Origin of the sequence: Streptomyces sp. 2A115 (assembly GCF_052245575.1) — a bacterium.
In the GTDB taxonomy this organism is placed as follows: domain Bacteria; phylum Actinomycetota; class Actinomycetes; order Streptomycetales; family Streptomycetaceae; genus Streptomyces.
Genome location: NZ_JBQQCG010000019.1, coordinates 119,131 through 145,548 on the forward strand (window position 1 = coordinate 119,131; position 26,418 = coordinate 145,548).

At 70.3% G+C, this 26,418-nt stretch carries 19 protein-coding genes and 4 pseudogenes; 12 read left to right on the forward strand and 11 right to left on the reverse strand.

Going from position 1 to position 26,418, the window contains the following annotated elements:
• Positions 1–78: 78 nt before the first annotated feature.
• Entirely contained in the window at positions 79–1,593 is a 1,515-nt protein-coding gene (locus tag ACTWQR_RS18880) for an FGGY-family carbohydrate kinase (protein ID WP_443228258.1), read from the forward strand.
• Positions 1,594–1,651: 58 nt separating this feature from the next.
• Here ACTWQR_RS18880 and ACTWQR_RS18885 read toward each other — a convergent pair whose 3' ends face one another.
• Positions 1,652–2,059 carry a PfkB family carbohydrate kinase gene (locus ACTWQR_RS18885; RefSeq protein WP_443228259.1) on the reverse strand — a complete coding sequence of 136 codons (408 nt, stop codon included), beginning with the start codon at positions 2,057–2,059 and terminating at the stop codon, positions 1,652–1,654.
• Entirely contained in the window at positions 2,038–2,346 is a 309-nt protein-coding gene (locus ACTWQR_RS18890) for a hypothetical protein (RefSeq protein ID WP_443228260.1), read from the reverse strand. The genes ACTWQR_RS18885 and ACTWQR_RS18890 overlap by 22 nt, the downstream gene beginning before the upstream one ends.
• Before the next feature lie 551 nt (positions 2,347–2,897).
• Here ACTWQR_RS18890 and ACTWQR_RS18895 point away from each other — a divergent pair.
• From ACTWQR_RS18895 to ACTWQR_RS18940, 10 genes and pseudogenes are all read left to right on the forward strand, one after another.
• Entirely contained in the window at positions 2,898–4,247 is a 1,350-nt protein-coding gene (locus ACTWQR_RS18895; protein ID WP_443228261.1) for an ABC transporter substrate-binding protein, read from the forward strand.
• Positions 4,248–4,326: 79 nt separating this feature from the next.
• Positions 4,327–5,289, forward strand: a complete 963-nt coding sequence (locus tag ACTWQR_RS18900; RefSeq protein WP_443228262.1) for a carbohydrate ABC transporter permease — start codon at positions 4,327–4,329, stop codon at positions 5,287–5,289.
• Complete coding sequence (locus ACTWQR_RS18905) at positions 5,286–6,167, forward strand: carbohydrate ABC transporter permease (protein WP_443228263.1); 882 nt, start codon at positions 5,286–5,288, stop codon at positions 6,165–6,167. Before ACTWQR_RS18900 ends, ACTWQR_RS18905 begins: the two co-directional genes overlap by 4 nt.
• Positions 6,164–6,439 (forward strand): annotated as a pseudogene (locus ACTWQR_RS18910) (alcohol dehydrogenase catalytic domain-containing protein); the annotation flags it as partial. The gene ACTWQR_RS18905 and the pseudogene ACTWQR_RS18910, both read left to right, overlap by 4 nt.
• A gap of 47 nt (positions 6,440–6,486) precedes the next feature.
• Positions 6,487–7,521 (forward strand): zinc-dependent alcohol dehydrogenase, encoded by a 1,035-nt coding sequence (locus ACTWQR_RS18915; RefSeq protein WP_443228264.1) that lies wholly within the window; start codon positions 6,487–6,489, stop codon positions 7,519–7,521.
• Between the two features lie 140 nt (positions 7,522–7,661).
• On the forward strand, positions 7,662–8,483 hold the full coding sequence (locus ACTWQR_RS18920; protein ID WP_443228265.1) for a DeoR/GlpR family DNA-binding transcription regulator: 822 nt from the start codon (positions 7,662–7,664) through the stop codon (positions 8,481–8,483).
• On the forward strand, positions 8,480–9,217 hold the full coding sequence (locus tag ACTWQR_RS18925; RefSeq protein ID WP_443228266.1) for an HAD family hydrolase: 738 nt from the start codon (positions 8,480–8,482) through the stop codon (positions 9,215–9,217). Before ACTWQR_RS18920 ends, ACTWQR_RS18925 begins: the two co-directional genes overlap by 4 nt.
• A 177-nt stretch (positions 9,218–9,394) precedes the next feature.
• Positions 9,395–9,628 (forward strand): annotated as a pseudogene (locus ACTWQR_RS18930) (RICIN domain-containing protein); the annotation flags it as partial.
• Between the two features lie 976 nt (positions 9,629–10,604).
• The gene (locus ACTWQR_RS18935) at positions 10,605–11,276 is read left to right on the forward strand and encodes a hypothetical protein (RefSeq protein WP_443228267.1); all 672 of its coding nucleotides are present in this window, start codon (positions 10,605–10,607) and stop codon (positions 11,274–11,276) included.
• Positions 11,277–11,440: 164 nt separating this feature from the next.
• Entirely contained in the window at positions 11,441–11,860 is a 420-nt protein-coding gene (locus ACTWQR_RS18940) for an NUDIX domain-containing protein (protein ID WP_443228268.1), read from the forward strand.
• 264 nt (positions 11,861–12,124) lie between these two features.
• On the opposite strand, the gene ACTWQR_RS18945 is transcribed toward ACTWQR_RS18940, so the two are convergent.
• From ACTWQR_RS18945 to fsxC, 4 genes are all read right to left on the reverse strand, one after another.
• Positions 12,125–13,951 carry an AAC(3) family N-acetyltransferase gene (locus ACTWQR_RS18945; RefSeq protein WP_443228269.1) on the reverse strand — a complete coding sequence of 609 codons (1,827 nt, stop codon included), beginning with the start codon at positions 13,949–13,951 and terminating at the stop codon, positions 12,125–12,127.
• A 35-nt stretch (positions 13,952–13,986) separates the two neighbouring features.
• Positions 13,987–15,258 (reverse strand): FxsB family cyclophane-forming radical SAM/SPASM peptide maturase, encoded by a 1,272-nt coding sequence (locus tag ACTWQR_RS18950; protein ID WP_443228270.1) that lies wholly within the window; start codon positions 15,256–15,258, stop codon positions 13,987–13,989.
• Positions 15,259–15,358: 100 nt separating this feature from the next.
• Positions 15,359–19,366, reverse strand: coding sequence for an FxSxx-COOH system tetratricopeptide repeat protein (gene fxsT / locus ACTWQR_RS18955; protein WP_443228271.1), 4,008 nt, complete (start codon positions 19,364–19,366; stop codon positions 15,359–15,361).
• A complete protein-coding gene (gene fsxC, locus ACTWQR_RS18960) occupies positions 19,356–20,669 on the reverse strand; it encodes an FxsC protein (RefSeq protein WP_443228272.1) in 1,314 nt (437 codons plus the stop codon). Before fsxC ends, fxsT begins: the two co-directional genes overlap by 11 nt.
• A 232-nt stretch (positions 20,670–20,901) precedes the next feature.
• Here fsxC and fxsA point away from each other — a divergent pair, with 232 nt between their 5' ends.
• Entirely contained in the window at positions 20,902–21,135 is a 234-nt protein-coding gene (gene fxsA, locus ACTWQR_RS18965; protein ID WP_443228273.1) for an FxSxx-COOH cyclophane-containing RiPP peptide, read from the forward strand.
• 260 nt (positions 21,136–21,395) lie between these two features.
• Here the strand turns inward: fxsA and ACTWQR_RS18970 are convergent.
• The 5 genes and pseudogenes from ACTWQR_RS18970 to ACTWQR_RS18990 form a co-directional block, all read right to left on the reverse strand.
• Positions 21,396–22,160, reverse strand: a pseudogene (locus ACTWQR_RS18970) (IS5 family transposase); the annotation flags it as partial.
• A gap of 288 nt (positions 22,161–22,448) precedes the next feature.
• Positions 22,449–23,057: a hypothetical protein gene (locus ACTWQR_RS18975; RefSeq protein ID WP_443228274.1), complete on the reverse strand. Its 609-nt coding sequence runs from the start codon at positions 23,055–23,057 to the stop codon at positions 22,449–22,451.
• A gap of 243 nt (positions 23,058–23,300) precedes the next feature.
• Positions 23,301–24,743 (reverse strand): DUF1996 domain-containing protein, encoded by a 1,443-nt coding sequence (locus ACTWQR_RS18980; RefSeq protein WP_443228275.1) that lies wholly within the window; start codon positions 24,741–24,743, stop codon positions 23,301–23,303.
• Between the two features lie 453 nt (positions 24,744–25,196).
• A pseudogene (locus ACTWQR_RS18985) lies at positions 25,197–25,424 on the reverse strand (molybdopterin-dependent oxidoreductase); the annotation flags it as partial.
• A 152-nt stretch (positions 25,425–25,576) separates the two neighbouring features.
• On the reverse strand, positions 25,577–26,368 hold the full coding sequence (locus ACTWQR_RS18990) for an IclR family transcriptional regulator (protein WP_443228276.1): 792 nt from the start codon (positions 26,366–26,368) through the stop codon (positions 25,577–25,579).
• Positions 26,369–26,418: the final 50 nt, after the last annotated feature.

Genomic DNA, 26,418 nt, shown 5'->3' on the forward strand with positions numbered 1-26,418 from the left:
CGGTCGTCGCCGAACTCGCCGCGACCGGCCGGTGCGACCACGGTGGACAACTCTTGGGATCTGGGGTGGGTGTGAGCGGTGGCGCGTGAACTGGTGCTCGGTGTCGACGCGGGACACAACGTGACCAAGGCCGTTCTGTTCGACGCCACCGGTCGGCCGGTGGCGCGGGGCAGCGGCACGCTGCCGCTGTCCACCCCTCGCCCGTACTGGGTCGAGCGGGACATGGACGACGTGTGGCGGACGGCGCACCAGGCTATCGCCGCCTGTCTCGCCGAGGCCGGTCCGGACGCGGGGCGGACTGTCGCCGCGGTGGGGGTGGCCGGGCACGGCGACGGACTGTACGTCGTCGACGAGCTCGGCCGGCCGGTGCGCGCCGCGATCGTGGCGATGGACACGCGCGCCGAACCCGTGCTGGAGGAGTGGCGGGGCACTCCGGTCTGGTCCCGTGCCCTGGAGTTGTCGGGCACGGTGCCCTTCGCGGGTTCCCCGGCCGCCCTGCTGGCCTGGCTCGCCCGCCACGAACCAGGGGTGCTTCAGCGGGCGCGTTGGCTGTTGTCCTGCAAGGACTGGCTGCGCCTGCGGCTGACGGGCGTGGCGGCCACCGATCCCACGGACGCCAGTGCCTCGTTCACCGACATGCGGCGGGGCGGCTACGCGCCGGAACTGCTCGACCTGTACGGCCTCGGCGCCCTCGCAGGTCTGCTGCCGCCCGTCCTGGCGTGCGACGCGGTGAGCGGAACCGTCACCCGCGAGGCTGCCGCGCTCACCGGGCTGACCGCGGGCACCCCCGTCGTGACGGGCGCCCATGACGTCGACGCCGCCGCGCTCGGGATCGGCGGCACGACGCCGGGCAAACTGTGCCTGATCGCCGGGTCGTTCAGCATCAACCAGGTGGTCGGCAAGCGCCCCGTCGTCGATCCACGCTGGCAGGTCCGGCACTTCGTCCGCCCGGGCCAGTGGATGACCATGTCCACCTCACCCGCCTCGGGGGCGAACCTGGAGTGGTTCCTGCGGGTGACAGGTGCGCCGGCCGACCAGCGGGACGGCGTCCACGAGGTGATCGGTCGCGAGGTCGAGGCCCACCTGGACGGTCCGTCGGAGGTGCTGTTCCACCCGTTCGTCTACGGCTCCCCGCACCCGCATCCCACGTCCGGCACGTTCCTCGGACTGCGCGGCTGGCACGGCCGCGGCCATCTGCTGCGGGCACTGATGGAAGGCGTCGTCCTCAATCACCGTTGGCACGTCGACGCGCTCTGCTCGAAGCTGCCGATCAGCGGGTCGGCCCGGCTGACCGGCGGCGCCGCGCGCAGCGAGGTATGGAGCCAGATGTTCGCCGACGCCCTGCGGCGGCCGGTCGAGGTGACCGACGTGCAGGAGAGTGCCGCCCGGGGAGCGGCCCTGCTCGCGGCCACCGCCGTCGGACTGCTCGACGGCGTGACGGACCCGCGCGCCGGAGCCGCCGTGCTCAGACGACATGAACCCGACCCCGACCGGGTCGCCGTACTCGACGAGGCGTATGCGGTGTACCGGGAGGCGCTGGAGGCTCTCGGACCGGTCTGGGCCCGTTTGGACGCGCCCGAGACTCCGGAGTGAGTGCCGGACGAGCCGGCGACATGAGGGAGCGACAGGCATCCAGGCACGGCCACTGCCGCTACACGGGGGTCGGCACGCCGTCGCAGCGGTACGGCGGCTGGGCTCCGGCGCGGGTGCAGGTGTCGGCCGCGATCTCCACGGCGTACGACAGCAGCCGGGCAAGCTCGACGGCGCCGAGGTGGTCGACGCCTTCGCGGCTGAGCCGGCCGGTGTGGTGCAGATGGGCGAGCACTCCCGCGGTGAAGGCATCGCCCGCTCCGGCCGTGTCGACGACCCGGACCGCCGGGGCCGGCACATGGACGCGGGCGTCGCGGCCGACGGCCCAGGCGCCCCGGGAGCCGAACGTGATCAGGACGAGTCCCGCCCCGGACGCGAGCCAGCGTTCGGCCACCGCCTCGTACGACTCACCGGGGTGGAGCCAGGCCAGATCCTCGTCGTTCGCCTTCACCACGTCGGCGAGGGCCACCCAGCGGCGAACCGCCGGAGATAGGCGGCGCTGTCGGTGACCAGGCTCGGCCGCACGTTCGGGTCGACGGACACCAGCCGCCGGCCCGCCTCCCGGCGAATCAGTCCGTCGAGCGTGGAGGCCAGGGGTTCGAGCAGCAGACCCAGCGACCCGAGGTGCAGAGCCGTCCCCGCGGGCAGCGCGCCGCCGTCCGGGAGAGCGGCGAGGTGTTCAGGGCGCAGGCCGCGGTCGGCGGTGCCGTTCGCGTGGAAGGAGTAGGCGGCCGACCCGTCCTCGCGCAGATGCACGGCGGCGAGAGTGGTGGGGTCGGACGCAGGCAGCGCATGGGTGAGCCGGGTGCCGGATGCCGCGAGGTGCGCGCGCAGGAGATCGCCGAAGTGGTCGTCGGAGATGCGCGAGCAGTGCCGTAGGGACTCCGAGTCGGCCGAGAGCGGCGGCGACGTTGAGGCAGGATTCGCCCGGGCGCGGCTGGTGGGCCGCGGCGCCGTCGGCCGTGCGGGTGGGGGTGAGGTCCACCAGCGCGTCTCCGGCGACGACGACGGCAGGCTCGTCTGCGGGTTCCGGTCTGACGCTCATGTGGGTTCCTCGGGGACGGCGGCGGCAAGGTCGAGGGCTGGGAGCTGGACTGTTCGGTGGACTGCCGTAGCCCCTCAGAGAACGCTTGACGATAAGTCCGATGAGATTTTCTCGCAAGATGTGTTAACAATTGCGCAGTCTCCTGCTAATAATTCGGCCATCGAGACGCGCCTGACTCCCCAAGGACGCATCCACACCCCTGCTCGACCCGCCGCGCCTCAGTCGAGGTCCCAGCGAACCCGCACGAGAGGTCCCCCGTCACATGGCATCGACCAGATACGCCCTCATAGCCGGCGCCGCCGCCACCGCCCTGCTCGCCACCGCCTGTTCCGGAGCCGGAGCCGGCGGGTCCTCGGACGGAGGGAAGAGCATCAACGTGCTGATGGTCGGCAACCCGCAGATGGAGGACATCGCGAAGCTGACCAAGGACAACTTCACCAAGGACACCGGGATCAAGGTCAACTTCACGATTCTTCCCGAGAACGAGCTGCGCGACAAAGTCACCCAGGACATCGCCACCCAGGCCGGCCAGTACGACGTCGCCACCATCGGCGCATACGAGGTGCCCATCTGGGAGAAGAACGGCTGGCTGCACGATCTCGGCTCCTACGCCGACAAGGACAAGGGCTTCGACAAGGCCGACCTGCTCAAGCCGATGGTCCAGTCGCTCACCGGCTCCGACGGCAAGCTCTACGCCCTGCCGTTCTACGGCGAGTCCTCCATGCTCATGTACAACAAGGACGTCATGAAGGCGAAGGGCATCACGGTGCCCGAACGGCCGACCTGGCAGCAGATCGCCGACATCGCCGCCAAGGTCGACGGCGCTGAGCCCGGTATGAAGGGCATCTGCCTGCGCGGTCTGGCCGGCTGGGGCGAGCTCGGTGCGCCGCTGACGTCCATGGTCAACACCTTCGGCGGCACCTGGTTCACCAAGGACTGGAAGGCACAGGTCAACAGCGGAGGCTTCAAGGAGGCCACGAAGTTCTACGTCGACCTGGTGCGCGAGCACGGTGAGGCGGGCGCCCCGCAGGCCGGGTTCACCGAGTGCCTGAACGCGCTGAGCCAGAAGAAGGTCGCGATGTGGTACGACGCGACCAGCGCGGCCGGATCGCTGGAGGACCCCGCCTCCAGCAAGATCGCCGGCAACGTCGGCTACGCCTACGCACCGACCGTCAAGACGGACAGCAGCGGCTGGCTGTGGGCTTGGTCGTGGGCCATGCCCAAGACCACGAAGAAGGCCGACGCCGCCTCGCAGTTCATGCTGTGGGCCTCCAGCAAGAAGTACGAGAACCTCGTCGGCGAGGAGCTCGGCTGGGCGCGTGTCCCGGCCGGCAAGCGGGCCAGCACCTACAAGATCCCCGAGTACAAGAAGGCCGCCGCGGCCTTCGGTGACATCACCCTGAACTCCATACAGGAGGCCGACCCCACCAACCCGGGCGTCCAGCCCAGGCCGACCGTGGGCATCCAGTACGTGGCCATCCCCGATTTCCAGGACCTCGGGACCAAGGTGACCCAGGAGATCTCCGCCGCCATCGCCGGCAAGACCAGCGTGGACAAGGCGCTCAACGACGGCCAGAAGCTGGCCGAGGAAGTCGCGAAGAACTACAAGTGACCTTCAGCGCCCGGCCGGCCCCTGCGTCGGCCGGGCGCCGCTTCCCCGACCCCGGCCCTCACCGGCAGAGGAATCATTCATGACCACGCTCACCGCACCCCCCAAGACAGCACCCCCACCCGTCCGTACCCGGAAGTCCTCGGGCGCGGCGGCCAAGTGGAAGCGCCGCATCCCGCTGCTTCCCGCGCTGATTTTCACCATCATCGTCACGCAGCTGCCCTTCGTGGCCACGTTGATCATCTCCACCTTCCAGTGGAACATCCTCAAGCCGGGCGAGAGGCACTTCGTCGGTCTGTCCAACTTCTCGTTCGTCTTCACCGACGAGCGGCTGCGCACGGCCGTGCTCAACACCGTCGTGCTCACCGCGTCGGTGGTGATCATCAGCGTGATCCTCGGACTCGGTCTGGCGATGCTGCTCGACCGCCGCTTCCTCGGCCGCGGCCTGGCGCGCACCCTGCTCATCGCCCCGTTCCTCGTCATGCCGGTCGCCGCCGCGCTGCTGTGGAAGCACGCCATCTACAACCCCGACTACGGCCTGCTCAACGGCACCCTCAACGCCGTATACCGGTTGTTCGGCGCGGACAACGGCCCCACCGTCGACTGGATCTCCTCCTACCCCATGCCGGCCGTCGTGGTGTCGCTGGTGTGGCAGTGGACCCCGTTCATGATGCTGATCCTCCTGGCCGGCCTGCAGGCGCAGCCCGGTGACGTCCTGGAGGCGGCCCGCATGGACGGCGCCTCCGCGCTGCAGACCTTCCGCCACATCACCCTGCCGCACCTGCGCCAGTACCTCGAGCTGGGCGTCCTGCTCGGCACGATCTACGTAGTGCAGACCTTCGACGCGGTCTTCACCATCACCCAGGGCGGCCCCGGCTCCCAGACCACCAACCTGCCCTACGAGATCTACCTGACCATGTTCCGCAAGTACGAGTACGGCGAGGCGGCCGCCGCCGGCGTGATCGTCGTACTCGGCGCGTTCGTCATCGCGACCTTCGCGCTGCGCACCATCGCGTCGCTGTTCCGCGAGGAGACATCCCGATGACCCACGCCGCAGTCGCCGCCCCAGGGGCCAGGTTCAAAAAGCTCCTCCGTGGCAAGGACGACCCCAACTCCCCACGCCTGTCACCGCTGTGGACCTTCGTCGCCTGGCTCGCCACGCTGGCGTTCTTCGCGCCGGTGGCCTGGATGGTCCTCACCTCCTTCCATCAGGAGGCCGACGCGGCCACCAATCCGCCCACCCCCTTCGCCGCCGTCACCCTCGACCAGTACGAGCTGCTGTTCAGCCGGGACATCACCCCCTTCCTCCTCAACTCGGCCATGGCCAGCATCCTTTCCACGATCCTGGTCCTCGCCCTGGCGGTGCCGACGGCCTACGCGCTGTCCATCAAGCCGGTTGAGAAGTGGACCGACGTGATGTTCTTCTTCCTCTCCACCAAGTTCCTGCCCGCGATCGCGGCCCTCCTGCCGGTCTACCTGATCGTCAAAGACGCCGGGATGCTGGACAACGTATGGACCCTGGTCGTCCTCTACACCGCCATGAACCTCCCGATCGCGGTGTGGATGATGCGCTCGTTCCTCGCCGAGGTCCCCAAGGAGATCCTGGAAGCGGCCGAGATGGACGGCGCGGGCCTGCTCACCGTGCTGTGGCGGGTCGTCGCACCGGTCGCCATGCCCGGACTCGCCGCCACCTCGCTGATCTGCTTCATCTTCAGCTGGAACGAGTTCATGTTCGCCGTCAACCTCACCGCCACCCAGGCGTCCACCGCACCGGTGTTCCTCGTCGGCTTCATCACCAACGAGGGCCTCTTCCTGGCCCGGCTGTGCGCCGCGGCCGTGCTGGTCTCCCTGCCGGTCCTCATCGCCGGTTTCGCCGCCCAGGACAAACTCGTCCGCGGCCTTTCCCTGGGAGCCGTCAAGTGAAGGCAGCCGTCATCACCCAGCCGGGCAGCGTCGAGATCGCCACGGTCGACGCCCCCGCTCCCGGCCCGCGAGAGGTCGTCGTCGAGGTTGCGGACACCGGACTGTGCGGCACCGACCTGCACATCCTCCAGGGGGAGTTCGCCCCGAAGCTGCCCGTCATTCCCGGCCACGAGTTCGCCGGGGAGGTCGTCGACCTCGGCAGCGAGGTCACCGAACTCGCGATCGGCGACCAGGTCGCCGTGGACCCGTCGCTGTACTGCTTCGAGTGCCAGCCCGGCCTCGCCCCCGCGTGAACGCCCGAACCGAACGGACCCCCCCCATGACCGAGCAGATTCGCCGCGTTCTCGTCCGCTCCCTCGACGACATCACCATCGAGCACGTGCCCGCCCCCGTACCCGGGGACGACGAACTCCTGGTGCGCACCACCGTCGTCGGCGTGTGCGGCTCCGACACCCATGCGGCGGCCGGCCACCATCCCTTCATCGACCTGCCCTACCGCCCCGGTCACGAGGCCGTAGGCGTCGTCGCCGCAGCGGGGAAAGGAGCCGAGGATTTCGCGCCCGGCGACCGGGTGTTCATCGAGCCCAACCTGTACTGCGGCCGCTGCCCCCAATGCCGCTCCGGCCGCTACAACATCTGCCAGGAACTGAAGGTCTTCGGCTGCCAGACACCCGGCGCCATGACCGACCTGTTCACCATCGCGGCCGACCGCGTCCACCGCGTCCCCGACGGCATGACCGACATCGAGGCCGCCCTCGTCGAGCCCCTGTCCACCCCGGTGCACGCCGTGGCGAAGACCGGGAACCTCACCGGCCGCACGGTCGTCGTCCTCGGCGCCGGCCCCATCGGACTGCTCACCCTTCTCGCCGCCCGGCACGCGGGCGCCGCGAAGATCGCCGTCACCGACCTGCTGCCGGGCAAGCGGGCCCGCGCCCTGCGCCTTGGAGCCGACGCGGCCCTGCCCGCCGACACCACCGACCTGGCCGAGCAGGCCCACGCGGCGCTCGGCGGTCCGGTCGACGTGGTCTTCGACTGCGTGGCCCGCGAGCGGTCCATGGCGCAGGCGATCGACCTGGTGGCAAAGGGCGGCACGATCATCGTCGTCGGCGTTGGAGCCGCCGGGCCCACCCCCGTCCGCCTCGACCTGGTCCAGGACCGGGAGATCCGCATCGAGGGCACCCTGATGTACACCCGTGAGGACTACCGCACCGCCCTGTCCCTGATCGCCTCTGGCGCCGTCGACACCGCCGAGATCGTCACCGCCACCTACCCGCTGGAGGACGCCGCCAAGGCCTTCGCCGCGTCAGTCGACCCCGAGCAGGTCAAGGTGCTGGTCACGGTGGACGGTCCGTGACACGCCGCTCCGGCGTGTACGGCGTACGTCGCAGCCGTCGCCGCACCGCTGACCCGAGGTCCGGGGCCCTGACCGGCCCCGGCTCCCGTCGGCCCGTGTGGGAAACTGCGAGACCGGAACGATCGGGAAGGAGGGGCGCTGTGACCGCCCGTGCGCGACTGTCGCAGGCCGCCGTCGAGGATCGGCGCCAGGCCGTACTGCGCTATGTCGCCGAACACGGCGAGACCCGCATCGACGACCTCGCCCGGCACTTCGACGTCAGCCTGATGACGATGCACCGGGACCTGGACGACCTCGCCGGACGGCATCTGCTGCGCAAGGAGCGCGGCCGGGCCGTCGCCTTCCCCGCCCTCACCATGGAGACGGCCACCCGCTTCCGTGAGAACAGCGCCCTCGCGGCCAAGAACGCGCTGTGCGCGGCCGCCGCCGACCGGATCAGGCCGGGCAGCACGGTACTCATGGACGACTCGACCACCCTGTTCCCCCTGGTTCCCGCACTGCTCCGGGTTGACCAGCTCCACGTGGTGACCAACTCCGTCGGCCTCGCGCAACGCCTCGGCTCCGCGTCCGGCGTGAGCGTCACCCTGCTCGGCGGCCACTACCGCGGCGACTTCAACTCCTGCACCGGTCCCACCGTCACCCGCGCCCTGTCCCGGATCCGAGCCGACCTCGCCCTGATGTCCGCCACCGCCGTCCTGGAAGGCCGGCTGTTCCACCCGCTGAACGACTACGTCGAGGTCAAGCTGGCCATGCTCGCCTCCGCCGAACAGGCGCTGCTCCTGGCGGACCACTCGAAGTTCGGCAAAACCGCCACGTACGCCTACGGCACCGCGGCCGACTACCACACCGTCATCACCGACTCCGCCACCCCCGACACGGAACTCGAGGCCATACGCGCCCTCGGAGCCAACGTCGAGACTGTCGAGGCCGGGACGGTCGAACCCGAAGAGCCCTCCCCGTGATACACACCCTGTTCGAAACACCGAGCGCCTACCGCCCCAGCGACGCCGACATGGCCGCGCCCGTGCCCCCGGTTCAGGCCGTCCTCTTCGACTTCAGCAACACCATCTTCCAGATGATCGACCTGGAGACGTGGCTGCGACGGGTCGGCGCCGCCAGCGGCCGCCTCGCCGTGCTGGACAAGCCCGGCGCGGTGGCCGAGATCTCCGACCAGTTGCGCGCCGCCTTCCGGCTGCCCCCCGTCGTGGCCCTCCAGGAAGGCCGGGACCTCTCCTCCGAGCAGCACCGCCGCGCGATGTGGGGCTGGTGGCAGCAGGTGGACTTCCTGCGCGACGCGCAGGAGCCGGCCTACCGGGAACTCACCGCCCCGGACGCCTGGTTCCCCTACCCCGACACCGAACCGGTCCTGCGCGCCCTGCGCGAGCGCGGACTGCGCGTCGGCATCGTCAGCGACTTCGCCTGGGACCTGCGCACCCACCTCGCCCACCACGGGCTGGACGCCTTGATCGACACCTGCGTCATCTCCTACGAGCAGGGCCGCGAAAAGCCCGACCCGCAACTGTTCCTCAAAGCCTGCGCCGACCTCGGCGCCGACCCCCGCGCCACCCTCATGGTCGGCGACAACCCCGTCCGCGACGGCGGCGCGGCCGCCTGCGGCCTGCGCACCTACATCCTGCCGGCGGAACACCGCACCGGAGAGCGCGGCCTGACGGACGTGCAGCGGCTCGTGATCTGACGGTGGTGGTCCACCGGGCGTACGGGTAGTCGCCTCGACGCGGGGTGTGCGTCGGTGAGCCCTCTCATCGGGGTCGCGATGCAGCCCGTCCAACCACTCCGTCGGCAGGCGCCGGGCTGAGGTGATGGCTTTCCTCGGTGGAGGCCGCGGGGTGGTGCGGCGCCTGCGGGCAAATGCCGGCAGATTTCTGGCGCGTCCACGGCCGACGGAGCGGTGGCCGTCCAGTCGACGTGCACCGGGGCCTCGCACCAGCTGTGGACGAGGAAAGCGGTGATCGGCGGCTACGTCACCTTCACCAACGTGGGCAGCGGCAGGTGCCTCCAGGTCGCCGGGGCGTCCACCGCCAACGGCGCGGCACTGGACCGGTCGACCTGCACCGCCGGCGCGAACCAGCAGTGGATGGTCGTCTGACGCGCGGGACAACCGCCGACCGGCGGGGACTCCGGGCGGGCCGGAGTGCACCTCGGCACGCCCGGAGCCGACACCTGCGCGATCACCGACCGCCACGTCGCGCGACGAGCGACGGGACTGTGCTGATCGGTTCCACATGCGGCTGCCCCCTGCCCAGGGGATGCTTCGCGAGGGACTGCGTATCTGTGGTCGCGGAAGGATGTGATGGTCAACAGCCGCCGTCCTGGCTGGCTTGCCGAACAACGGAGGCCCGAGAAGCCCGCGCAAGCGGTAACGGACAGTGAAGTTTCCGCCATTCGCGACACGGCGGTACAGGGCGGCGTTGGGCCGGTGAGGTGGGCGAAGGGCGCATACCCGGCCCCTGCCGGTCCGGAAGGCGTCGACGCCGTCGTTCAGGCATTCTCTCCGACCGACACCCCCGCCGTGGCAATCGTGGCCTGACCTTCAGGCAGGGTCCTGCCGAGTGTGGGCTCTCGCTGGGTGCGCTCGGCCGACCGCATGTGCGGGCCTGCCGTCGCCGAGGGGGCTGTCGGACCTGGCGGTTCGGACCCGGGACTCTATGGCGGGCCCGGGAGCCCGGGTTGTCGTCCCTCGCCCGGGGCGCGATACACCAGCCACCTGCGTCAGCAGACGGGAAGGGCCTGCTCGGCGCCACTGGCGGGCAACGGTGGTGCCGACTGTGGGACTCCGAGGGGGCTCGCCGTCCACACCCGCGTCGCTTCGTGAGGGAGTGGAGCGCAATGGCGCTTCGTGGGCGGCGCGGCGGGCGCCCGGGCAGTGTCGGTGCTGCGGAACGTGCGCGACCATGCAGGGTGCGATGGCGCCAGATGCCGCTCGGCTGTGAGTGGTTGGTGTGCTGCAATGCTCACATGCACTCCGGGATGCGTACGGCCAGGGCCGATACGGACGGAAGGCAGCTAGGGGGAGGAACGGGACGAGTATGACTGCTGGGCAGTTATGGCGCATTGCCCTTTCGATGCTTTCTGGTGCGGCGGTCGGCATCTGTGTGTACGCGATCAGCCGTACGGGAGGCACCTATCTGTTCGCCGTGACCGGAGGGCTCGCCGGGGCGCTCGTGGCCGTCGGTCTCGACGTCTACCGTCGCTCGGCACGTTTGACTGAAGTCCGCGTAAGCGTGCCGCAGTTGAGCGAACTGACCTTCGTCGTGAACAATGACGCGCGACAGGTTGCGTGGCAGCTTTTCATCGAGTCGGTGACACGAGTGTCCGTTCGGCGGCTCCAGGATGACGAGGGGCTGCTCAGGGAATCCATGACGTCGCTGTACGGGCTGTTCGCGACCACTCGCGAGACGTTGAAGGCCAGCCGTCCCTCGACGCACGTGAGGGCCGGTCTCACCGTGGAGGCACTGGCGGTGAACTTCCTCAACGCGGAACTTCGTCCTTTCCTCTCGAAATGGCACCCCCGTCTGCGTGACTTCGAGGACGCCCACCCCGGCCGATCCGAGTCGGAGTGGCCTCAAGTCTCCGAATGCCGTGCGGATCTGCGAGAGGTACAGGACCACTCCCAGCAGTACGTGCTGGCGTTCGCCCGTCTGGCCGGTGTCCGGGACGCGGAGGCCATGCTCGGTGCAGCAGCAACCCGGCCCGGCGCCGACGGCACTCCTCTGCTGCCCCACGCCCGTGAGTAGGCGGGTAGGGCCAGGACGGCGTGCCGTACGGTACGGCCATGGAGCAGCGAGGGCCGTGGACATGCCATAGCGAGGAGCGCTTGCTCTCCACCTCCCGGTTTGGAGTGCGGCGTGATGCAGTGACACGCCCCGACGGTGGGCAAGGCCCTTACGACTGGGTCGAAATGCCGGATCAGGTGCGCGTCGCGGCGCTGGTCGACGGCCATCTTCTCGTGGTCGAGCAGTACCACTACCTCGTGGGACCCCTGTGGCAACTGCCCGGCGGCGCAGTCGATCCGGACGACGAAAGTCCGCAGGCGGCCGCGCGCCGTGAGCTGACCGAGGAGACCGGTTACCTGGGCGGCGCCTGGACCAGCCAGGGAGACCTCTTTCCGCTGCCCGGCACGACCTCCGCGCGGGTCCACCTGTGGCGCGCCGAGCACCTGACCTCCGGGCCGGCGGCCCCTGAACCGGCCGAAGTGGACCTGCGGGTACACCATGTGCCGCTGGCCGACGCCGCCCGGGAGGCTCTTCGCGGCCGCTTGCGGTGCGCGCCCAGCGCCGCCCTGGTCCTGGCGGTGGCCGCCTCCCACCGGCAGGGTTGAGTCGGCACCGGGCGGGTGGGCCTCGCGGGCCCGCCGGTATGGCGGAGGGAACTCCCCGCTGTAGGCGGGCAAACCGCGGGCGCCTGAGGCGAACGTGGAGCGGCCGGCCCGGGGCTGCCGCCGGTCATGCGCGCCAGGCGGTCGGCGAGGGCTCGGCCGGTCCCACCGTCCACGCGCACTCCCACATCTGGGCGGCCGGCTGCTGAACCAGCGCGCCCGGCACGGACCTCGGCAGGAGGACGACCGTGGCCCCACGCCCGGGCGTCAGGCGTGGGCACTGAGTCGCTCGGTCGCGTGGGCCACGGCCGGGGCCAGGTCGAGCAGGCGGCACTCCGCATCGCCGACGCGTCCCTGGGCCACCGCCCCGGTGGCCTCGTAGGCCCGGCCCAGTTCGGCGAACGGCGAGGCGTCGAGGAGGATGTCGCTGTAGTGGTACCAGGCCCGCCGGCCCTGCCCGTCGGCGACCACGCACGCGTACGGCAGCCGCGGCCGCCCGGGAACCCGGTACTCCGCGAGATGGAAAGCCGTGCACACGTCGTACCCCACGCCCAGCAGCAGCACCCGCGCACCGAGCCGCTCCAGCCGGGCCAGCGGCGACCGCTGTCCCAGGTGACAGTCGGGCGCGTGTTCCTCGGTGACATACCGGGCCCGGGGCCCCAGAGCCGTGAAGGAGCTCTGCGGATGGGCGCTGCGCAGCGCACCGGGCCGGATCCGCACCGTCTCCGGCAGGACCCCCACGCCGAAACTGGGAGTACATGACGGGTTGAACGCGGGCAGCCGGGCCCGCAGCCCGGCCCAGTGTTCCTCCGGCACGGCGTACCCGCGGGTGAGGTGCCAGCGGGCCGGATCGGAGTTGTCCGGTGTCTGGGTGTACGCCACCAGCGTGCCGGCCGGGCCGAGCACGTCCCGCAGCGCGTCCACGACCGTCTCCGCGCCGCCCGTCACCGGCCCCAGCGCGCGCAGGGAGGCATGCACCAGAACTGTGTCCCCCGCTCGCAGCCCGAGGGCGCGCAGCTCGGCGGCGAGAGCGCCCTTGGTTCGCGGTGTCCCGGAGCCGCCGGACGCGACCGGCGGGCGGCGCACGGCGTCCCGCATCTCCGTCACGAACCGCACACCCGCGGGCAGCAGTTCCCCGCTGGCCAGCAGTGTTCCCGCGGCGTCGTCGGTGTGCCCACGCCAGGTGGTGTATTCGCGCCGGGCGCGCTTCCCGCCGACGGTGAGTTCGGCTCGCCAGAAGTCGGTCACGCCGAGATGCGCGTACGCCCCCTGCAACAGCGCCCCGGCCGGCCGTGGGTCCGGACGCCAGGGGGCGTGGTGGCGCACGCCGGTCGGCGGGCCGTGCAGAGGCAACAGGTCCAGCAGGGCGCCGAGTTGGACGTGCAGGAACTCGTGCACGAGGGTCAGCGCCAGGAGGGAGGGGTCGTCCTGGAGCGAGGCTGCGACGGCGCCGTAGCCTCGCCGGGCGGCCGAGCTGACCGCGGCCCCGTCGGATCCGGGCCGCAGCGGCACCAGCGTGGTCAGGCAGGCCGCCATCGCACGGACATGCCAGGGGTGCCGCTGCACGAGCACCTCCCAGGCGGCGGACAGGGCCTTCTCCCAGTGGCGGGTCCGCTCCCCGGTGAGGGGCCCGTCGAGGGTGTGCCCATGAGCGTCCCGGAAGGGCCCGCTGTCGGCGAGCCGCAGCTGCAGGACCTGCCCGTCGCACTCCGCCCGCACCACCGGCCAGTCCTCTCCGGGCGAACCGGCCACGAGCCGCTCCCACCAGGCGAGCCACTCCGCCTCGATCTCCTCGCCGCGCTCCAGCACCACCAGGGCCCGTGCCAGCCCCTCGTCCAGGTAGGGGTGGAGCATGACGGCCCGCCAGGCCTCGGGGTCCCGGTGACTGAGGTCGAGCAGCCGGGGGTACACGGCGTCGAGCCCGGCACCGGCCGGGTCCCGGCGCACCGCCGCCTGGTGCAGCGCCCGCACCAGCAGCTTCCGTTTGCTGAGCTGACCGGAGCGCAGCAGCGTCACGGCCTGGGCGCCGCCGCGGGCGCGCGCCAGCGCGGCGACGGTGTGAGGTGGGATGAAGTACCGTCCGGCGCCGGGCACTTGTTCATGTCCCGTGCCCGCTCTCGCCCCGCCGTTCACCGGACCGTTTCCCGCCGTGCCGCGACCAGTTCGGCGACGTCCCGCCGCAGCCGACCGGCGATGTGGTCCACGAGCAGCGCGAGATCGGCGCAGTAGACCGACGGTGCCGAGAAGACGGGACCGGCCGAGGGGTCGTACCGGTGGGCGTACAGACCCCCTCCGCAGACGCGGGCGCGCGGGCAGGAACGGCACACCGGACCGAGCCCGGCCAGCCCTCGCTGACGGGCCTGGAAGGCAGGGTGTGCGGCGGCGTCGGCGAAGGTGTTGTGGAACACGTCGAGCCCGGTCGCCGGGGCTCCCGGATAGGAGACCTTGAGCGAGTCCGCCTGGTCGATCGCCCCGTCGGTCTCGACGACGACCAGGTCGACCGGGGTCAGCCCGACGGCCTCGCTGCGTGAGGTGCCACCCAGCAGGAGCGCCATGATCTCCTCGAAGAGCCGGATGCCGGTCTCCCGGCGGGGAGCGTCGTACCAGCGGTCGAAGACGGCGCGCAGCCAGCCGCCGTACGGGACGGACCGGGCCGGCGCGGCCAGGACCGGTGGCGCGGCCGGGGGAGAGGTGCGGTCCTCCAGGCCGGGTGGCGGAGTGCCCCAGGTACCGTGCGGCAGCAGCAGATCGAGCCGGGGCGGGGCGAACGCGAGCAGGGCTTCGTACGTGTCCACGGGATCGGCGTCCGTGTCCACCACGCACAACAGCCCCGCGAACAGCCGCCGGTACGGTCCTTTCGTGAGCAGCCGCAGCGAACGCGCGACAGCGGCGTGACTGCCGCGCCCGTCCGGCCGCCGCCGATGGCGGTCGTGGACGGCTGCCGGCCCGTCCAGACTGATGCCGAGCCGGACCCCGTACCGGTCGAGCACGGGCAGCAGGGCCGGGTCCTCGGCCAGCCGTACCCCGTTGGTCTGCAAGGTCACACGCAGTTCGGCGACCGGTGCCAGGCAGTCGGCGAGCACACGCAGCGTGGCGTCCAGATGCTCCGCGCCGACCAGGAGTGGTTCACCGCCGTGCAGCACGACGTGCACCGTCGCCAGCTCGTGCCGCCGGGCGTGTTCGGCGATCAGCCGGGCCGTGCGACGGACGGTCTCCAGCTCCATACGGCGCGGTCGCTCGCGCCAGCTCTGGTCGGCGGCCTCGTACATGTAGCAGTAGGCGCAGGCCAGATCACAGCGACTGTGGATCTTCAGCAGAAACTGGCGGAAGGGCAGCGTCGCGTGAGGCGGCCGCTCTCGCGGACCGCACGGCTCGTAAGGCGTGGACCGGCTGGCGTGCATGGGCCTCGATCGCTCGGGTGCGACGGTGGTGAAGCGGCATCGTACAACCCGCCGCTGTCCGCCAAATGCCCTGAGGGGAACGGCGGACGGGGCCGGGCGGTCAGGTGGTCGGCGGCTCGATGTCGGAGTCGAGCCGCTGCCCCGACCGCACCGCCTTGGTGGTGGGATGGCCCTCCCCGAGGGTTCTCACGGCGTTCTGCAGCGCCTCCTCGACCAGCCGGTTGGCCTCCTCGGTCCGGCCCGCGGCACGGAGGCTGAGCGAGAGGTTGGAGGTGACGCCGATGGTGTCGTAGTGCTTCGGGCCCAGCACCTCGGTCAGCTGATCGAGCACGAACCGCTCCTGCGCCACGGCGCGTTCCAGGCCGCCGGCCACGACGAGGTCGTTGGCGTGGTTGATCGTGCAGGCGAGCGTGTAGAGATGAGTCTCCCCCAGGACCTCGCGGAGCCCCTCCAGCGCCCGGTCCACCAGCTCGTGGGCCTCGTCCGTGCGGCCCACGAGACGCAGATAGACCGACACGTTGTTGGCGCAGGCCAGCGTGACCGGATGCATCTCGCCCAGGTAGTCGCGGTAGCGGTTCATCACGCGCTCGGCGAGTTCCAGGGCCTGAGCCGGTTCGCCGAGCGCCGCCAGGTCACTGGCCAGGTTGGAGGCGGCGGCAAGGGTGTCCTGGTGGTCCGGGCCCTGGTCCGCCACGTATCGGCTGCGAATGTCCTCGTCGATCTCCCTGGCCCGCTCGTACTCTCCGTTCCTGCGCAGTGCCACCGCCAGGTTCTTGCGCACGCGCAGGGTTTCGATGTGGCTCTCGCCGAGCGTCTCCTGGTAGCGCGGCACCGTGCTCTCCAGCAACTCCAGGGCTTCCCGCAGCCGCCCGGTCTCCCGCAGGTCACGGGCGTAGTTGCTGGCCGAGGACAGCGCGTTGAGACTGTTCGCACCGTGGGTTCCGCTCTGCTGCTGCCAGGCGCGGCGGTGCAGTTTCAGGGCCGCGCGGCGGTCCCCTGCCAGATACTCGGACAGGGCCAGGTTGTTGAGATACATCAGGGTGCGCTTGTGGTCGTCGCCCAGCGTGCGCTGCGCCGCCCGCAGCGTCTGCCGGTCCAGCTCCCGCGCCTCCAGGTAACGGCCCAGCTCACGCAGGTCGGCGGCCACGTTGCCGGCCGCGGCCAGCGTGTGGGCGTACTCGTCCCCCTTGCTGCGACGCAGCCGCTCGTACGTGTCGAGATCGGACTCGTACGCCTCCCGCAGCCGGCCCAGGGAGCGCAGGACGTTGCCGAACTGGATGCGCAGGATGAGCGTCTGGGCGTCCTGGGCGTCGTCCGCGTGGCCGATACCCAGGGCCTCCCAGCGCTCCAGCGTGTCCTGGGCCAGATCGTGCGCGGCGCCGTGCAGACTCCGCTTCCACAGGTAGCGGACCGAATCGGTGATCCACGCCCGCACCTGGGCATCGGGGTTCCTGACGGCACGGGACGGCGCCAGGTGCGGCAGCAGTTGGTCGTAGCGGTTCCAGCCGGACGTCTCGTCCGGGTCACCCGGCTTGGCGTCGGCCAGGGCCGCGTGCACCACGCCGCGCAGCCTCGCCTTGCGCGGTTGGGGCACCTGGTCGCGAATGACCGCCTGCACCAGCCGGTGGACGGTGAGTGTCTCGCTGCCCTGGTCGCTCTTGGCCAGCCCGAACCTGTTGATGGCACGCACCACCTGTGCGATGGCCATCTCGTCGCGCGGCTCGCCCTCCTGGAGCGTCAGCGCCTGGGTGACGGCCCTGCTGTACAGCAGGCGCAGGGGGATGGGATCGGCGCCGAAGAAGGAGCAGATCTCCAGCATCTCGGCCGCCGCCAGGTTCACCTGGCGCAGTTCGTCCAGCGCGAGGCGCCAGGTTGCCACGGCCGACTGCGGATAGTCCCGGTCGGGCAGCCGTGTGTCGCGCAGGACCTCGGTGAGCCGCTCGCCGAGCAGGCTGAGGTAGGTCGCCACCGGCATGCTGCTCTCGCTCAGCCAGACGGCGGCCTGGCCCACGGCCAGCGGCAGGTCGCCCAGTTCCTCGGCGACCTTCTCGGCGTCACCCTCCGCCAGGCCGGGGTTGAGCCGGCGCAACAGATCCACGCTCTCGTGGCGCTGGAACACCTCTACCTCGACCAGGCCCGCGTTGTTCACCCAGGCCCGGTCACGTGACGTCAGCAGCACATGCCCGCCGGGCGGCCCGGCGGGAATGAGCTCCGCCAGCTCCTCCGGGCGCCCGGCATTGTCGTAGACCAGCAGCCAGCGGCCGTACGGCTCTCCGCGCCGCAGCGCCCGCAGCACCGCGTCGGCCGTACCGGACACGTCCTGGCCCCGCTCCAGGCCCAGGTCGGGGGCCAGCTCGGCGAGTGCCGAACGGATCAGGCCGGGCTGCGCCGCGGTCACCCACCAGACCGCGTCGTAGGCGGACTTGAAGCGGTGCGCGTACTCCTGGGCGACCTGCGTCTTGCCCATCCCGCCCAGCCCGTAGAGCACCTGGGGCCTGGCGGTGGGCCCCGTGGTGAAACCGTCGCGGAGCCGGTCCAGGAGTGCCCCCCGGCCGGTGAAGGAGACGTTGCGCGACGGGACGCGCTGCACGGCCGGCGAGTCGCCGGGGTAGGGGGGCGTAGCCGTGCCCAGGGCCGGAGTATCACCGGCCGCCGGCCGCCGACCCGAAGGTGAACCGACGGACTGCAACAGGTGTAAGGCGGCCTCGTCGGGCGATCTGCGGGTGAGGTCGAGGCTGAACCAGTCGCCGAAGGGCCCGTCCGAGGCGGCCTCCGTCTCCCGCACGCGCACCAGCAGCAGGGCCGGCCCGCCACCCGCCTCGACGCCGCCCAGTCGGGTCACGATGTTCAGGGCCCGTGGCTGCACCATGTACTCGGGGGACAGCAGGGCGAGCAGTCGTCCACGCCGCTCCAGTACGGACGTCGCCTCCGGCGGCGCACCGGTCACGGGTTCGGCGGCGCTGTGCAGGGACACCTGGTAGCCGGCCGTCTCCAGATGTGCGGAGGCCCATTCGGCCCACATGCGGTCGATCGGCGCGTAACTGATGTACAGCCGGGGCGGCACGGCACGCGGATCGCGGAGGTACTCCGCCACCAACTGCTTGCGTTCCTCTGCCGGTTGCGGTTCCAGGGCCCGCACCTCTTCGTCGGTGATCCACGCTGTGAGCCGTTCGAACGCGGTCAGCAGCGAGCCCTTCTGGAGTAACCGGTCCTTCACGGTCGCCGGTATCTCCGCGTAGGCGTAGTACGGCTTGTAAGGGATCTCCACCTCGCCCCAGTACCGGGCGTGGTGTTCCTCTCCCAGCCAGGACAGGAACGGCGCGAAGCCGGCGCGTGCGGAGTCGCGCCCCTGGTCCAGCAGTTCCTGCTCGGCGTCCTCGACCCGCATGGGCACCGGCAGGACACGGATCGGGCGCGGTGCGGAGGCGGCCACCGAGTTCGCGGCCGCGATACCGCCCTCGATGCTCTGGTGGTTCAGAACGAAGCCGTCCACCACGATGTCGGGCAGCAGGATGGTGCAGATCCCGGAGATGTCGCTGACCCCGGTGCGGCTGTCGATGAGCACGTAGTCGTACGCCTCCACCATCCGCCGGCGCAGCACCTGGAGGAAGGAACCGCCGCCCAGACGCTCGTAGAAGGCGTGCCAGTTGAAGCTGGTGACGGCGGCCGAGTAGGCGGCGGACTGGCGTCCGGCCGGAAGGAAGTCGAGCCGTCCTCCGGGCGGCAGGCTCAGCCTGAGACCGGTGGTGTAGGGACCCAGGTCGGCACAGGCACGCAACTCCTCCTCGCCCATCACGGCGGGCGCCGCGCCCGGCTCGCCGGGCGGCTGCTCCGGACGGCCCGAGCCCATGACCCGCCCGACGTAGGCCTGCACCATGTTGATCAGGCCGTCCGTGGACCGCAGTTCGGAGTCGACGACGAGGAGCGGCCGGAGGTAGCGGTGCATTCCCGGAGCTTCGAGGTCCCAGTCGACCAGCAGCACCCGCAGCCCCTTGCTGGCCAGGATCCAGCCGACGTTGACCAGCGCCATGGTCCGTCCCGTTCCACCCTTGTACGAGTAGAAGGTGACGATCTTGCCCTCGTGTTGTATCCCGGTCTCAGCCGTCATCGTCCGATCTTTCGCTGGGGGGACTGCCGGGCGGGTCGGCCGGTCCGTCGCGGCCCGTCGGAGGCTGCGCCGGTACGCCCAGACTCGGCAACGGCGGCGCGGCCGGCCCCGCGGGCAACAGAACGGGTTCGGCCGTCTCCGCCAGCCGGTTCTGTGCCACGACGACCATCACCGCCAACTGGTCGTCGAAGTGCCGCTCGTCGACCTGGACCCTGAAGAGCGGGTCCCAGGCGTCGTTGCGGCGCATCCAGTTGCGCTGGAAGACCTGGCTGAGGTCGTGCCACAGAGTGTCGGCGTGAGATTCCTCGTCCGTGTCGTGGCACGGCACGAGCACACCCGTGACCGGGTGGTTCTGCCTGTCGAAGGCGGCGAGTGCGGCCCGGTACGGCTCCCCGCGCGCCGCCCACGCGTCGACCAGAAGCACGCTGGTCTCGCGGTTGCGTACCCCTTCGTCGAGCTTGCTGACGAGGTCGTGGCCGACCTCGTCGAAGTGTGTGATGCACCGCGAGTCGCCGATCACCTGCTGGGCGCGCAGCGCCGCGGTCGGGTGGACGGGCGGATGGTACGGCGTCCAGTCGTAGGGGGAACGCCCGTAGTACTGGTGGTCCCGGCGGCCCGCGGGCGGCGCGGCGGCGGTCCCGGCCGCGACGAACACCCGGACGCGCCCCGTGGTGCGATCGAGGGGTTCGCCCACCTCGTATCCCTGGAAGGCGCTGCGTACGGTCTTCAGATCGGGTCTGACCGTGGGCAGCCCGTAGCGCTCGGCTGCCCGCCGCACCGCGTCGGCGACCGTCGACACCACCGCCCGATAGGTCGGACCTGCCGGGTCGGTGCGCATGATGTGCATCAGTCCCCGCTCCGCGTACTCCTCCCGCATCTTCGGGTCCATCCCCCGCTCGGTGTACTGGTACCGGCTCATCTCAGGGGGCAGCGCGCCGCGTATCGGAAGCCACCGCACCGGTATCAGCGCGGGCGCGTCGGCGTCGGTCTCGATGCGGTACCGCCGCAGTCGGTCCTGGAAGACCGCCCATTCCTTGCCGCAGTAGGCGCTGTTCACATAGCCCGGCGAACACAGTGCCACCAGGGAACGGCAGCTCCCGACCGCGTCGCCGATCGCCTTCTCCCAGTCCGCGCCGAGTCGGATCCGCGCCGAGTCGCGAAAGGACAGCTGGCCCTCGCAGGCTGCCCCCTTGCCCTGGAGTTCGGCCAGCAGATCCGCGTAGAACTGTTCCACAAAGGCGTCTTGACGGTCGTCCCGCCGGGCATAGCTGAGAAAGAAATAGAACTCCTGCTCCAAGAGCACCCCCACCACCCCGTATCCGGCCGCCGTCGACGTGCACCCGCCGGGACGTCCCCACGCCTGGAATACGTACGCGGCGCCTTCATACCCATGCCGTTCGGGGCTCAGACATCGTCCGGCAAACTCGGCCGTCCCGGGGCCGCGGAATCCTATAGGCTCGGCCCGCCGCCGATGACCGGGCGGCACCCGGGGATCACGCGTGCACGGGCACGCACGGCAGAGAAGGGCACCGTACGTGCAGAAGGACGCGAGCGGTTCCGAGTTCGTCTCGGTTCTGGTGGATGTCGCGGAGCTGCCCATGGAACTCCTGGACGATCTGCCGGACACCGTCCTGGCCGAGCAACTGCGCCGTGTGGTCGGCGAGGCCCTGAACCCGACGAATGAGGCCTTCGCCGCGTTCCAGTCGGCCCTGTCCGACCTAAGGCAACAGGGCCCCGGCCGGACACCGGCCGAGGCCCCGCCGTACTGAGAACGTGCCGGCCTTCAGCGTCTGTTGCAGATGGTGCGTGGTATCCCCCAGATGCCGTCCGACACCCGACCCATCTTCTTGTGGAGCGCCTTGACGGTGTTGAGCCCGACGACCCCGTCCACCCGTTCGCCGTCAGACCGAACTGGCGGTGTTCCGCCGTCTCCAGCACGACGAAGCCGCCGTTGAGGCCCGGGATGGAAACCGTAGGCAGCCACCCTACGGCCACTGTCGTCCGTTCCCGTTGTTGCCGCCGTTGGTGGGGCGTCGTGCATGTCGTCTCGGGTTTCCCAGCGGGTCCGTAGCCGACGGGGGCCGTGGAGCCAGGCGATGGCGGACTCGGCGACCCACCTGACCTTGCCCAGGCCCGAACCATGGGGCTGACCACGGCGGGCGATCTTCGGAACGATGCCGCGCTCGCGCAGCCGTCGACGGTAGACGTCGTGGTCGTAGCCGCGGTCGGCATACAACACCGCAGGCTTGCGTCGAGGCCGTCCGCGCTTGCCCCGCACCGGCGGCAGGCCGTCGACCAGCGGCAGGAGCTGAGTGACATCGTTACGGTGTCCACCCGTCAATGACACCCGCAACGGAATGCCGTGCGCCTCGGTCAGCACGTGATGCTTCGAGCCCGGCCGCGCACGGTCAACCGGACTCGGACCCACTTTTGGGCTGCTTCGCCCCCGCTTGGCCTGCACATGCGAGGCATCCACGGTGGCGCGGGAGAAGTCCAGGCGGTCCGCCGCCCGCAACCGGTCCAGCAGCACCCGCTGAAGCTCCTCCCACACCCCGGCCTCCTGCCACTCGGCCAGCCGCCGCCAGCAGGTAGGACCGGAACCGAACCCCAACTCCTGCGGCAGGTACTCCCACTGGATGCCGGTGTACAGGACGAACAGCACCCCCTGCAGCGTCTTGCGGTCATCGATCCGCTTGCGCCCCGGATGCCGAAAGCGCCGTTCATGCTTCGGCAACAGCGGCTCGATCACCGCCCACAACTCGTCACTGACCTCCCACGGCTTCCGCCGCGCCATGGTCACACCCCACAAAACACGGGATCACATACAACTCCTCGCGGGTCCGTCTCCGAACGCCGGACCCGCCCGGTGGGCTGCGTCGGCCGTTGGCACGTTTTGATCGAACGATTCACGCAAGCCGCGCACCCCGATCGGGCGGGGCGGCCGGGAAGGCCGGCACCCTCGCCGAGGAACCTCATATGAGCTTCTCTTTCGCTCGGAGGCGGTAGCGACCGTACCCGAGCGGACCTGCCGGGCAACTCAGCAGGAAGAGGCGGCTGGGCGGGAAAGGAAGTCCCGTCCCGCTCAGGCGTGGCGCGGAACGGATTCGCTCCTTCTGGTCCCGGCGGCGAGCAGAGCGAAGCCCAGTGCGAAACCGAGCATGGTCCATACGCCGCGGGGCCAGAAGATGTGGCTGTCAGTGAAGGACCAGCCGGCCACCAGGAGAACCACCGTGCCGGGAACAACGCGCACGCCGTGGTTCGGGAAGAGCGCGACCGCCGTGGCCACGACAGCGACGATGAGGGCGTAGGCACCGACCTCCCCGAGCGACTCACCCGTGTCGTAGAGCGGGTACTTGATCGGCCCTATGTCCGCTGTCCCGGCAGCGTGCTCGACCGCGGTTCCCGCCGCGATACCGGCCACCGCGTCGAGACCGGTATAGAAGGCCGCGTACGTGAACGCACTCGCCCAGGCCACCACCGTGGCGAAGCCCGCGAGATCTGGTCGGGGGCGGTGCCACAGAGGGACGAGGAGGCCGAGCGTAAGCAGTGGGAAGACCGGCAGCAGCGCGATGTGCAACTGTGTCCAGTCCGTGGCCGTCGCCTTGGACAGACCATGCGGGTGCGCGGCGCCCGCCGCAGCCAGCACAAGGGGCGCGACAGTGACGAGGGTGATGTTTCGGATGGTCAACACGCTGTGATCGTAGGCGCGTTACGTCACGTGAGACGGTTGTGTAAGGGCTTCGTAAGATCTTGCGTGGTGACGTGGAACGCTGGAGACCGTCCGCCGGGGTGATTCCCCTCCGACGCGACACCGGCCTCGCCGATCTTGCGGCGAGGCCGGAGCAGAGGACCTTCATGAGCCATGTGGACGGATGGCGTCTCCGGCCAAGCTTGAGGCCCTGGGGCCGGGGGAGTGGCCGCCCGGTCGGTCGGGTCAGCCGCAGCGGCGCCCTGAGTTGATGCAGGAGACTGCCTGCTTCATGAGCCGGTCGGTCATCACGTTGATGAAGTCGTTGTGGTCGGTGATGGCGTTGTGCTGCTGTCCCTGGAAGCCGTCGACGGCGAAGTTCGGTGCCGCAGGGGTCCTGTAGGTGAGCCTCATCGTCAGCTGCGGGATGGCCTTGAAGCCGCTGGCGCAGTTGCCGCCTGCGTCGGCGAAGGCGACGTGGCTGCGGTGGTCGGTGCTGTCGATGTTCCTGCCGTCCCAGCAGCTCTGGAAGGCGAAGCTGCGCACCACCTTGCTGCCGGTGGGGCAGATCGGGTACTTGTCGGTGAGCTGGACCTTGTTCTCGAAGCCGGTGCAGCTCCAGTGCGCGTTGGCGTTCTTGGTCCCGTTGGTGAACGCCTTGGCGTCACCGGTGATGATCCGCAGGAAGCGTGGCATCGCCATGACCTTGCCGGTGGGGCTGCCCTTGTAGGTGATCGTGACGGTGTTGGGCACCAGGATGGCTCCCTTGTTGCCCTCCGCGCCGCCGCCGAGGGCGTTGGCGTCGGGCCCCTGACGGGTGATGTCCCGCAGGACGGGCCAGTAGTACGCGGACTGGTCGCCGTTGGTGCAGGAGGTGCCCTGGGCGCTCAGGGACTCGTTGGTCGAGGTGAAGTCCACCTTCCGGTTGCCCACGTAGTCGTGGACGTGGTGGGCGCCGTTGCTGACACCGGGAGCCACGATGTCGTTATCCGAGTTGTGCTGTCCCTCCTTGTTGGCTCCGCATCGGGAGGTGAAGGCTCCGGTCGAGGCGTCGGCCTGCCTGCTGACCTTGCGCACGTTCGCGGCCACCTTGGTGATGTCCACGAAGTCGGCCGCGGTGGGCCCGTCGTTGCTCTGGCCTGCGGCACCGGAGCCGTCTCCTTGCTGTCCGGAGTCGCCTCCCTCGCCCTGGGCGCCGCCGGGGCTCTGGCTCGCGGCCCCGGCCCCGGATGTCTGGGTCCCGGGTGTATCGAGGCCGAGGTTGCAGGCGGCGAGAGCGTCCAGTCCTGTGGGCCTGGCGGCCGACCGCCCGATGGCGATGGCGATCCGGTCGATGGTCGCCTTCCTTTTGTCTGTCAGAGGGCCGAGGATCGCGTTCTGTGCAAAGTTGGGACCCCCTTGCCCACGGGTGTCGACCAGGCGCTGGTTGGCCTCCGCGCTCTGGCGGTCCAGCAACTGCAGGTTCCGGTCCACCTCGGCCTGTGCCTGCTGGGGGACGGCCGGCAGCTTGCCCTTCACATCCGGACAGCTGATCGTCTGGGCTGACCGCGTCGTAGGAGCGGTGGCGGTGACGTCGGACGCGTTGGCGGCGTAGTTCACGGCTACGAGGCCACCGCCCCCTGCCAGCAGCGCCGTGACCGCCAAGATGGCGTTGCGGCGACTCCGGCCGCGCCTGTGATCTGCTCGCATGAGAACTCCCGATCTGACAACGTGGTTCCTGGCCCGGTGGCGACGCGTATCACTCGCAGCCCGGATGCCGCAGCCTCATCTGAGTGGTCGGCGCTTGGCAGCTGTTCACGTCGCGCGTCATGGACACGTAAGAACTGAACCGTGCCCGAACTGACCCCCGCCCGCACGAGGAGCTGCGCCGCTTCGGCATCCTCAGCTCGGCGCTGGAAGAAGCCCCGGGATCGCATGTGATCCGCGCCTTGTACGCCACGACGACTTCACCCACTGCCTCGCGCACCAGCACGCTGTGGAGCTGCTGGCGTCGCCGACCGCACGATGGCGGTCTTCGCGGACAGCAACCATCAGAGGCTGGGCATCAATCGGGCGGCCGCTACCCTGCCAGCGCGAACGAACAGGCGAGAAGCAGGAGTTGAAACGGGCTGCCCACACGCGGGCGCACCACAAGCCGGCGCATCACAGTTCTCCAAACGTCATCCGTGCCACCCACTTGGTGTTGAGCACGCCGGGCGCCGCGGGGACGATGATCCGCGCCGGGTAGCCGTGGTCGCGGGTCAGGGGCTCGCCGTTGACGAACAGGGCGAGCAGGGGACGCGGGTCGCGCACCTGGTTGTTGCGCAGGGCGGCCCGGCGGAACGCCCCGTGCCGCTGGAGCGACTCCACCATGACGTCAGGCGCCGCGCCGCTCTCGAATGATCACCCTCCCGATGGTCATCCAGAGGGGCGATCCTGCTGGTCAGAGGCGGTCCGGATGGATCGAAGCGGCCACGTTTCGAGCTGGGGGTGACGGCGATGTCGATGGGGGCGACTCGTGGCTGTCGCGTCGGGCGAACGCCCTACGGCATCGTGTGCTCGATCGGCGCCATCCGCTCGATCGACAGCCGGGTGAGCCGCATGGCCTCGATGAGTTCCTCGGTTCTCGCGGGGTTGAGCCGGTCGATGGGGATCGAGCAGCTGATCGCGTCGATCGGGGGCGTGGTGAACCGGAGTGAGAATCCGTAGCAGACGACGCCGACGAAGTTCTCCTCGTTGTCGATGGCGTATCCGCGCTCGGCGGTGGCCCGCAGGTCCTTGATCAGAGCGTCGTGGTCGGCGTGGGTGTTCGGTGTGAGGGGCTTCAGCGTGTCGGGAACATGGTCGGCCAGGTCGGTGTCCAGCCGCTCGGCGAGCAGCGCCTTGCCCAGCGCCGTGCTGAAGGCCGGGAGCCGGCGGCCGACCCGGCTGAAGGGGCGGAGGTACTGGCTGGATTCGTGCGTCGCCAGATAGACGATGTCCGTGCGGTCCAGTCGCCCGTAGTGGATGGTCTCGTCGAGCTTGGCGCTCAGATCGTTGATCAGCGGCTGGACGATGCGCAGATAAGGGTCCGCGTCCAGGTAGGTCGTCCCCGCGAGGAGGGCGCGGATGCCGACGCTGTAGAGCGTGCCGGAGGGATCGGTGCGGACCCAGCCGCGTTCCGTCAGGGTCCGCAGCAGAGCGTAGACGCTGCTGCGCGGGGCGCCGAGGGCCTCGCTGAGTTCTCGCAGCCGGGCGGGCCGGTTCTGCCGCGCGGCCAGGAGCTCAAGCAAGTCGACCGTACGGGCTGCCGACTTCACACCCCGTACGCCGCTGACCGCCTCAGGCTCACTCATCGCCACCCCTTCCGAACGCACTCGAAGAATTCTTGCACCGATGCTTGACG

Excerpts from the sequence above, each read along its gene's own strand:
- ACTWQR_RS18900 (WP_443228262.1), top strand. The coding sequence starts at position 4,327 with ATGACCACGCTCACCGCACCCCCCAAGACAGCACCCCCACCCGTCCGT.
- ACTWQR_RS18935 (WP_443228267.1), top strand. The coding sequence starts at position 10,605 with ATGCTTTCTGGTGCGGCGGTCGGCATCTGTGTGTACGCGATCAGCCGT.
- ACTWQR_RS18895 (WP_443228261.1), top strand. The coding sequence starts at position 2,898 with ATGGCATCGACCAGATACGCCCTCATAGCCGGCGCCGCCGCCACCGCC.
- ACTWQR_RS18940 (WP_443228268.1), top strand. The coding sequence starts at position 11,441 with ATGCCGGATCAGGTGCGCGTCGCGGCGCTGGTCGACGGCCATCTTCTC.
- fxsT (WP_443228271.1), bottom strand. The coding sequence starts at position 19,366 with ATGACGGCTGAGACCGGGATACAACACGAGGGCAAGATCGTCACCTTC.
- ACTWQR_RS18950 (WP_443228270.1), bottom strand. The coding sequence starts at position 15,258 with ATGCACGCCAGCCGGTCCACGCCTTACGAGCCGTGCGGTCCGCGAGAG.
- ACTWQR_RS18915 (WP_443228264.1), top strand. The coding sequence starts at position 6,487 with ATGACCGAGCAGATTCGCCGCGTTCTCGTCCGCTCCCTCGACGACATC.
- ACTWQR_RS18980 (WP_443228275.1), bottom strand. The coding sequence starts at position 24,743 with ATGCGAGCAGATCACAGGCGCGGCCGGAGTCGCCGCAACGCCATCTTG.
- ACTWQR_RS18990 (WP_443228276.1), bottom strand. The coding sequence starts at position 26,368 with ATGAGTGAGCCTGAGGCGGTCAGCGGCGTACGGGGTGTGAAGTCGGCA.
- ACTWQR_RS18905 (WP_443228263.1), top strand. The coding sequence starts at position 5,286 with ATGACCCACGCCGCAGTCGCCGCCCCAGGGGCCAGGTTCAAAAAGCTC.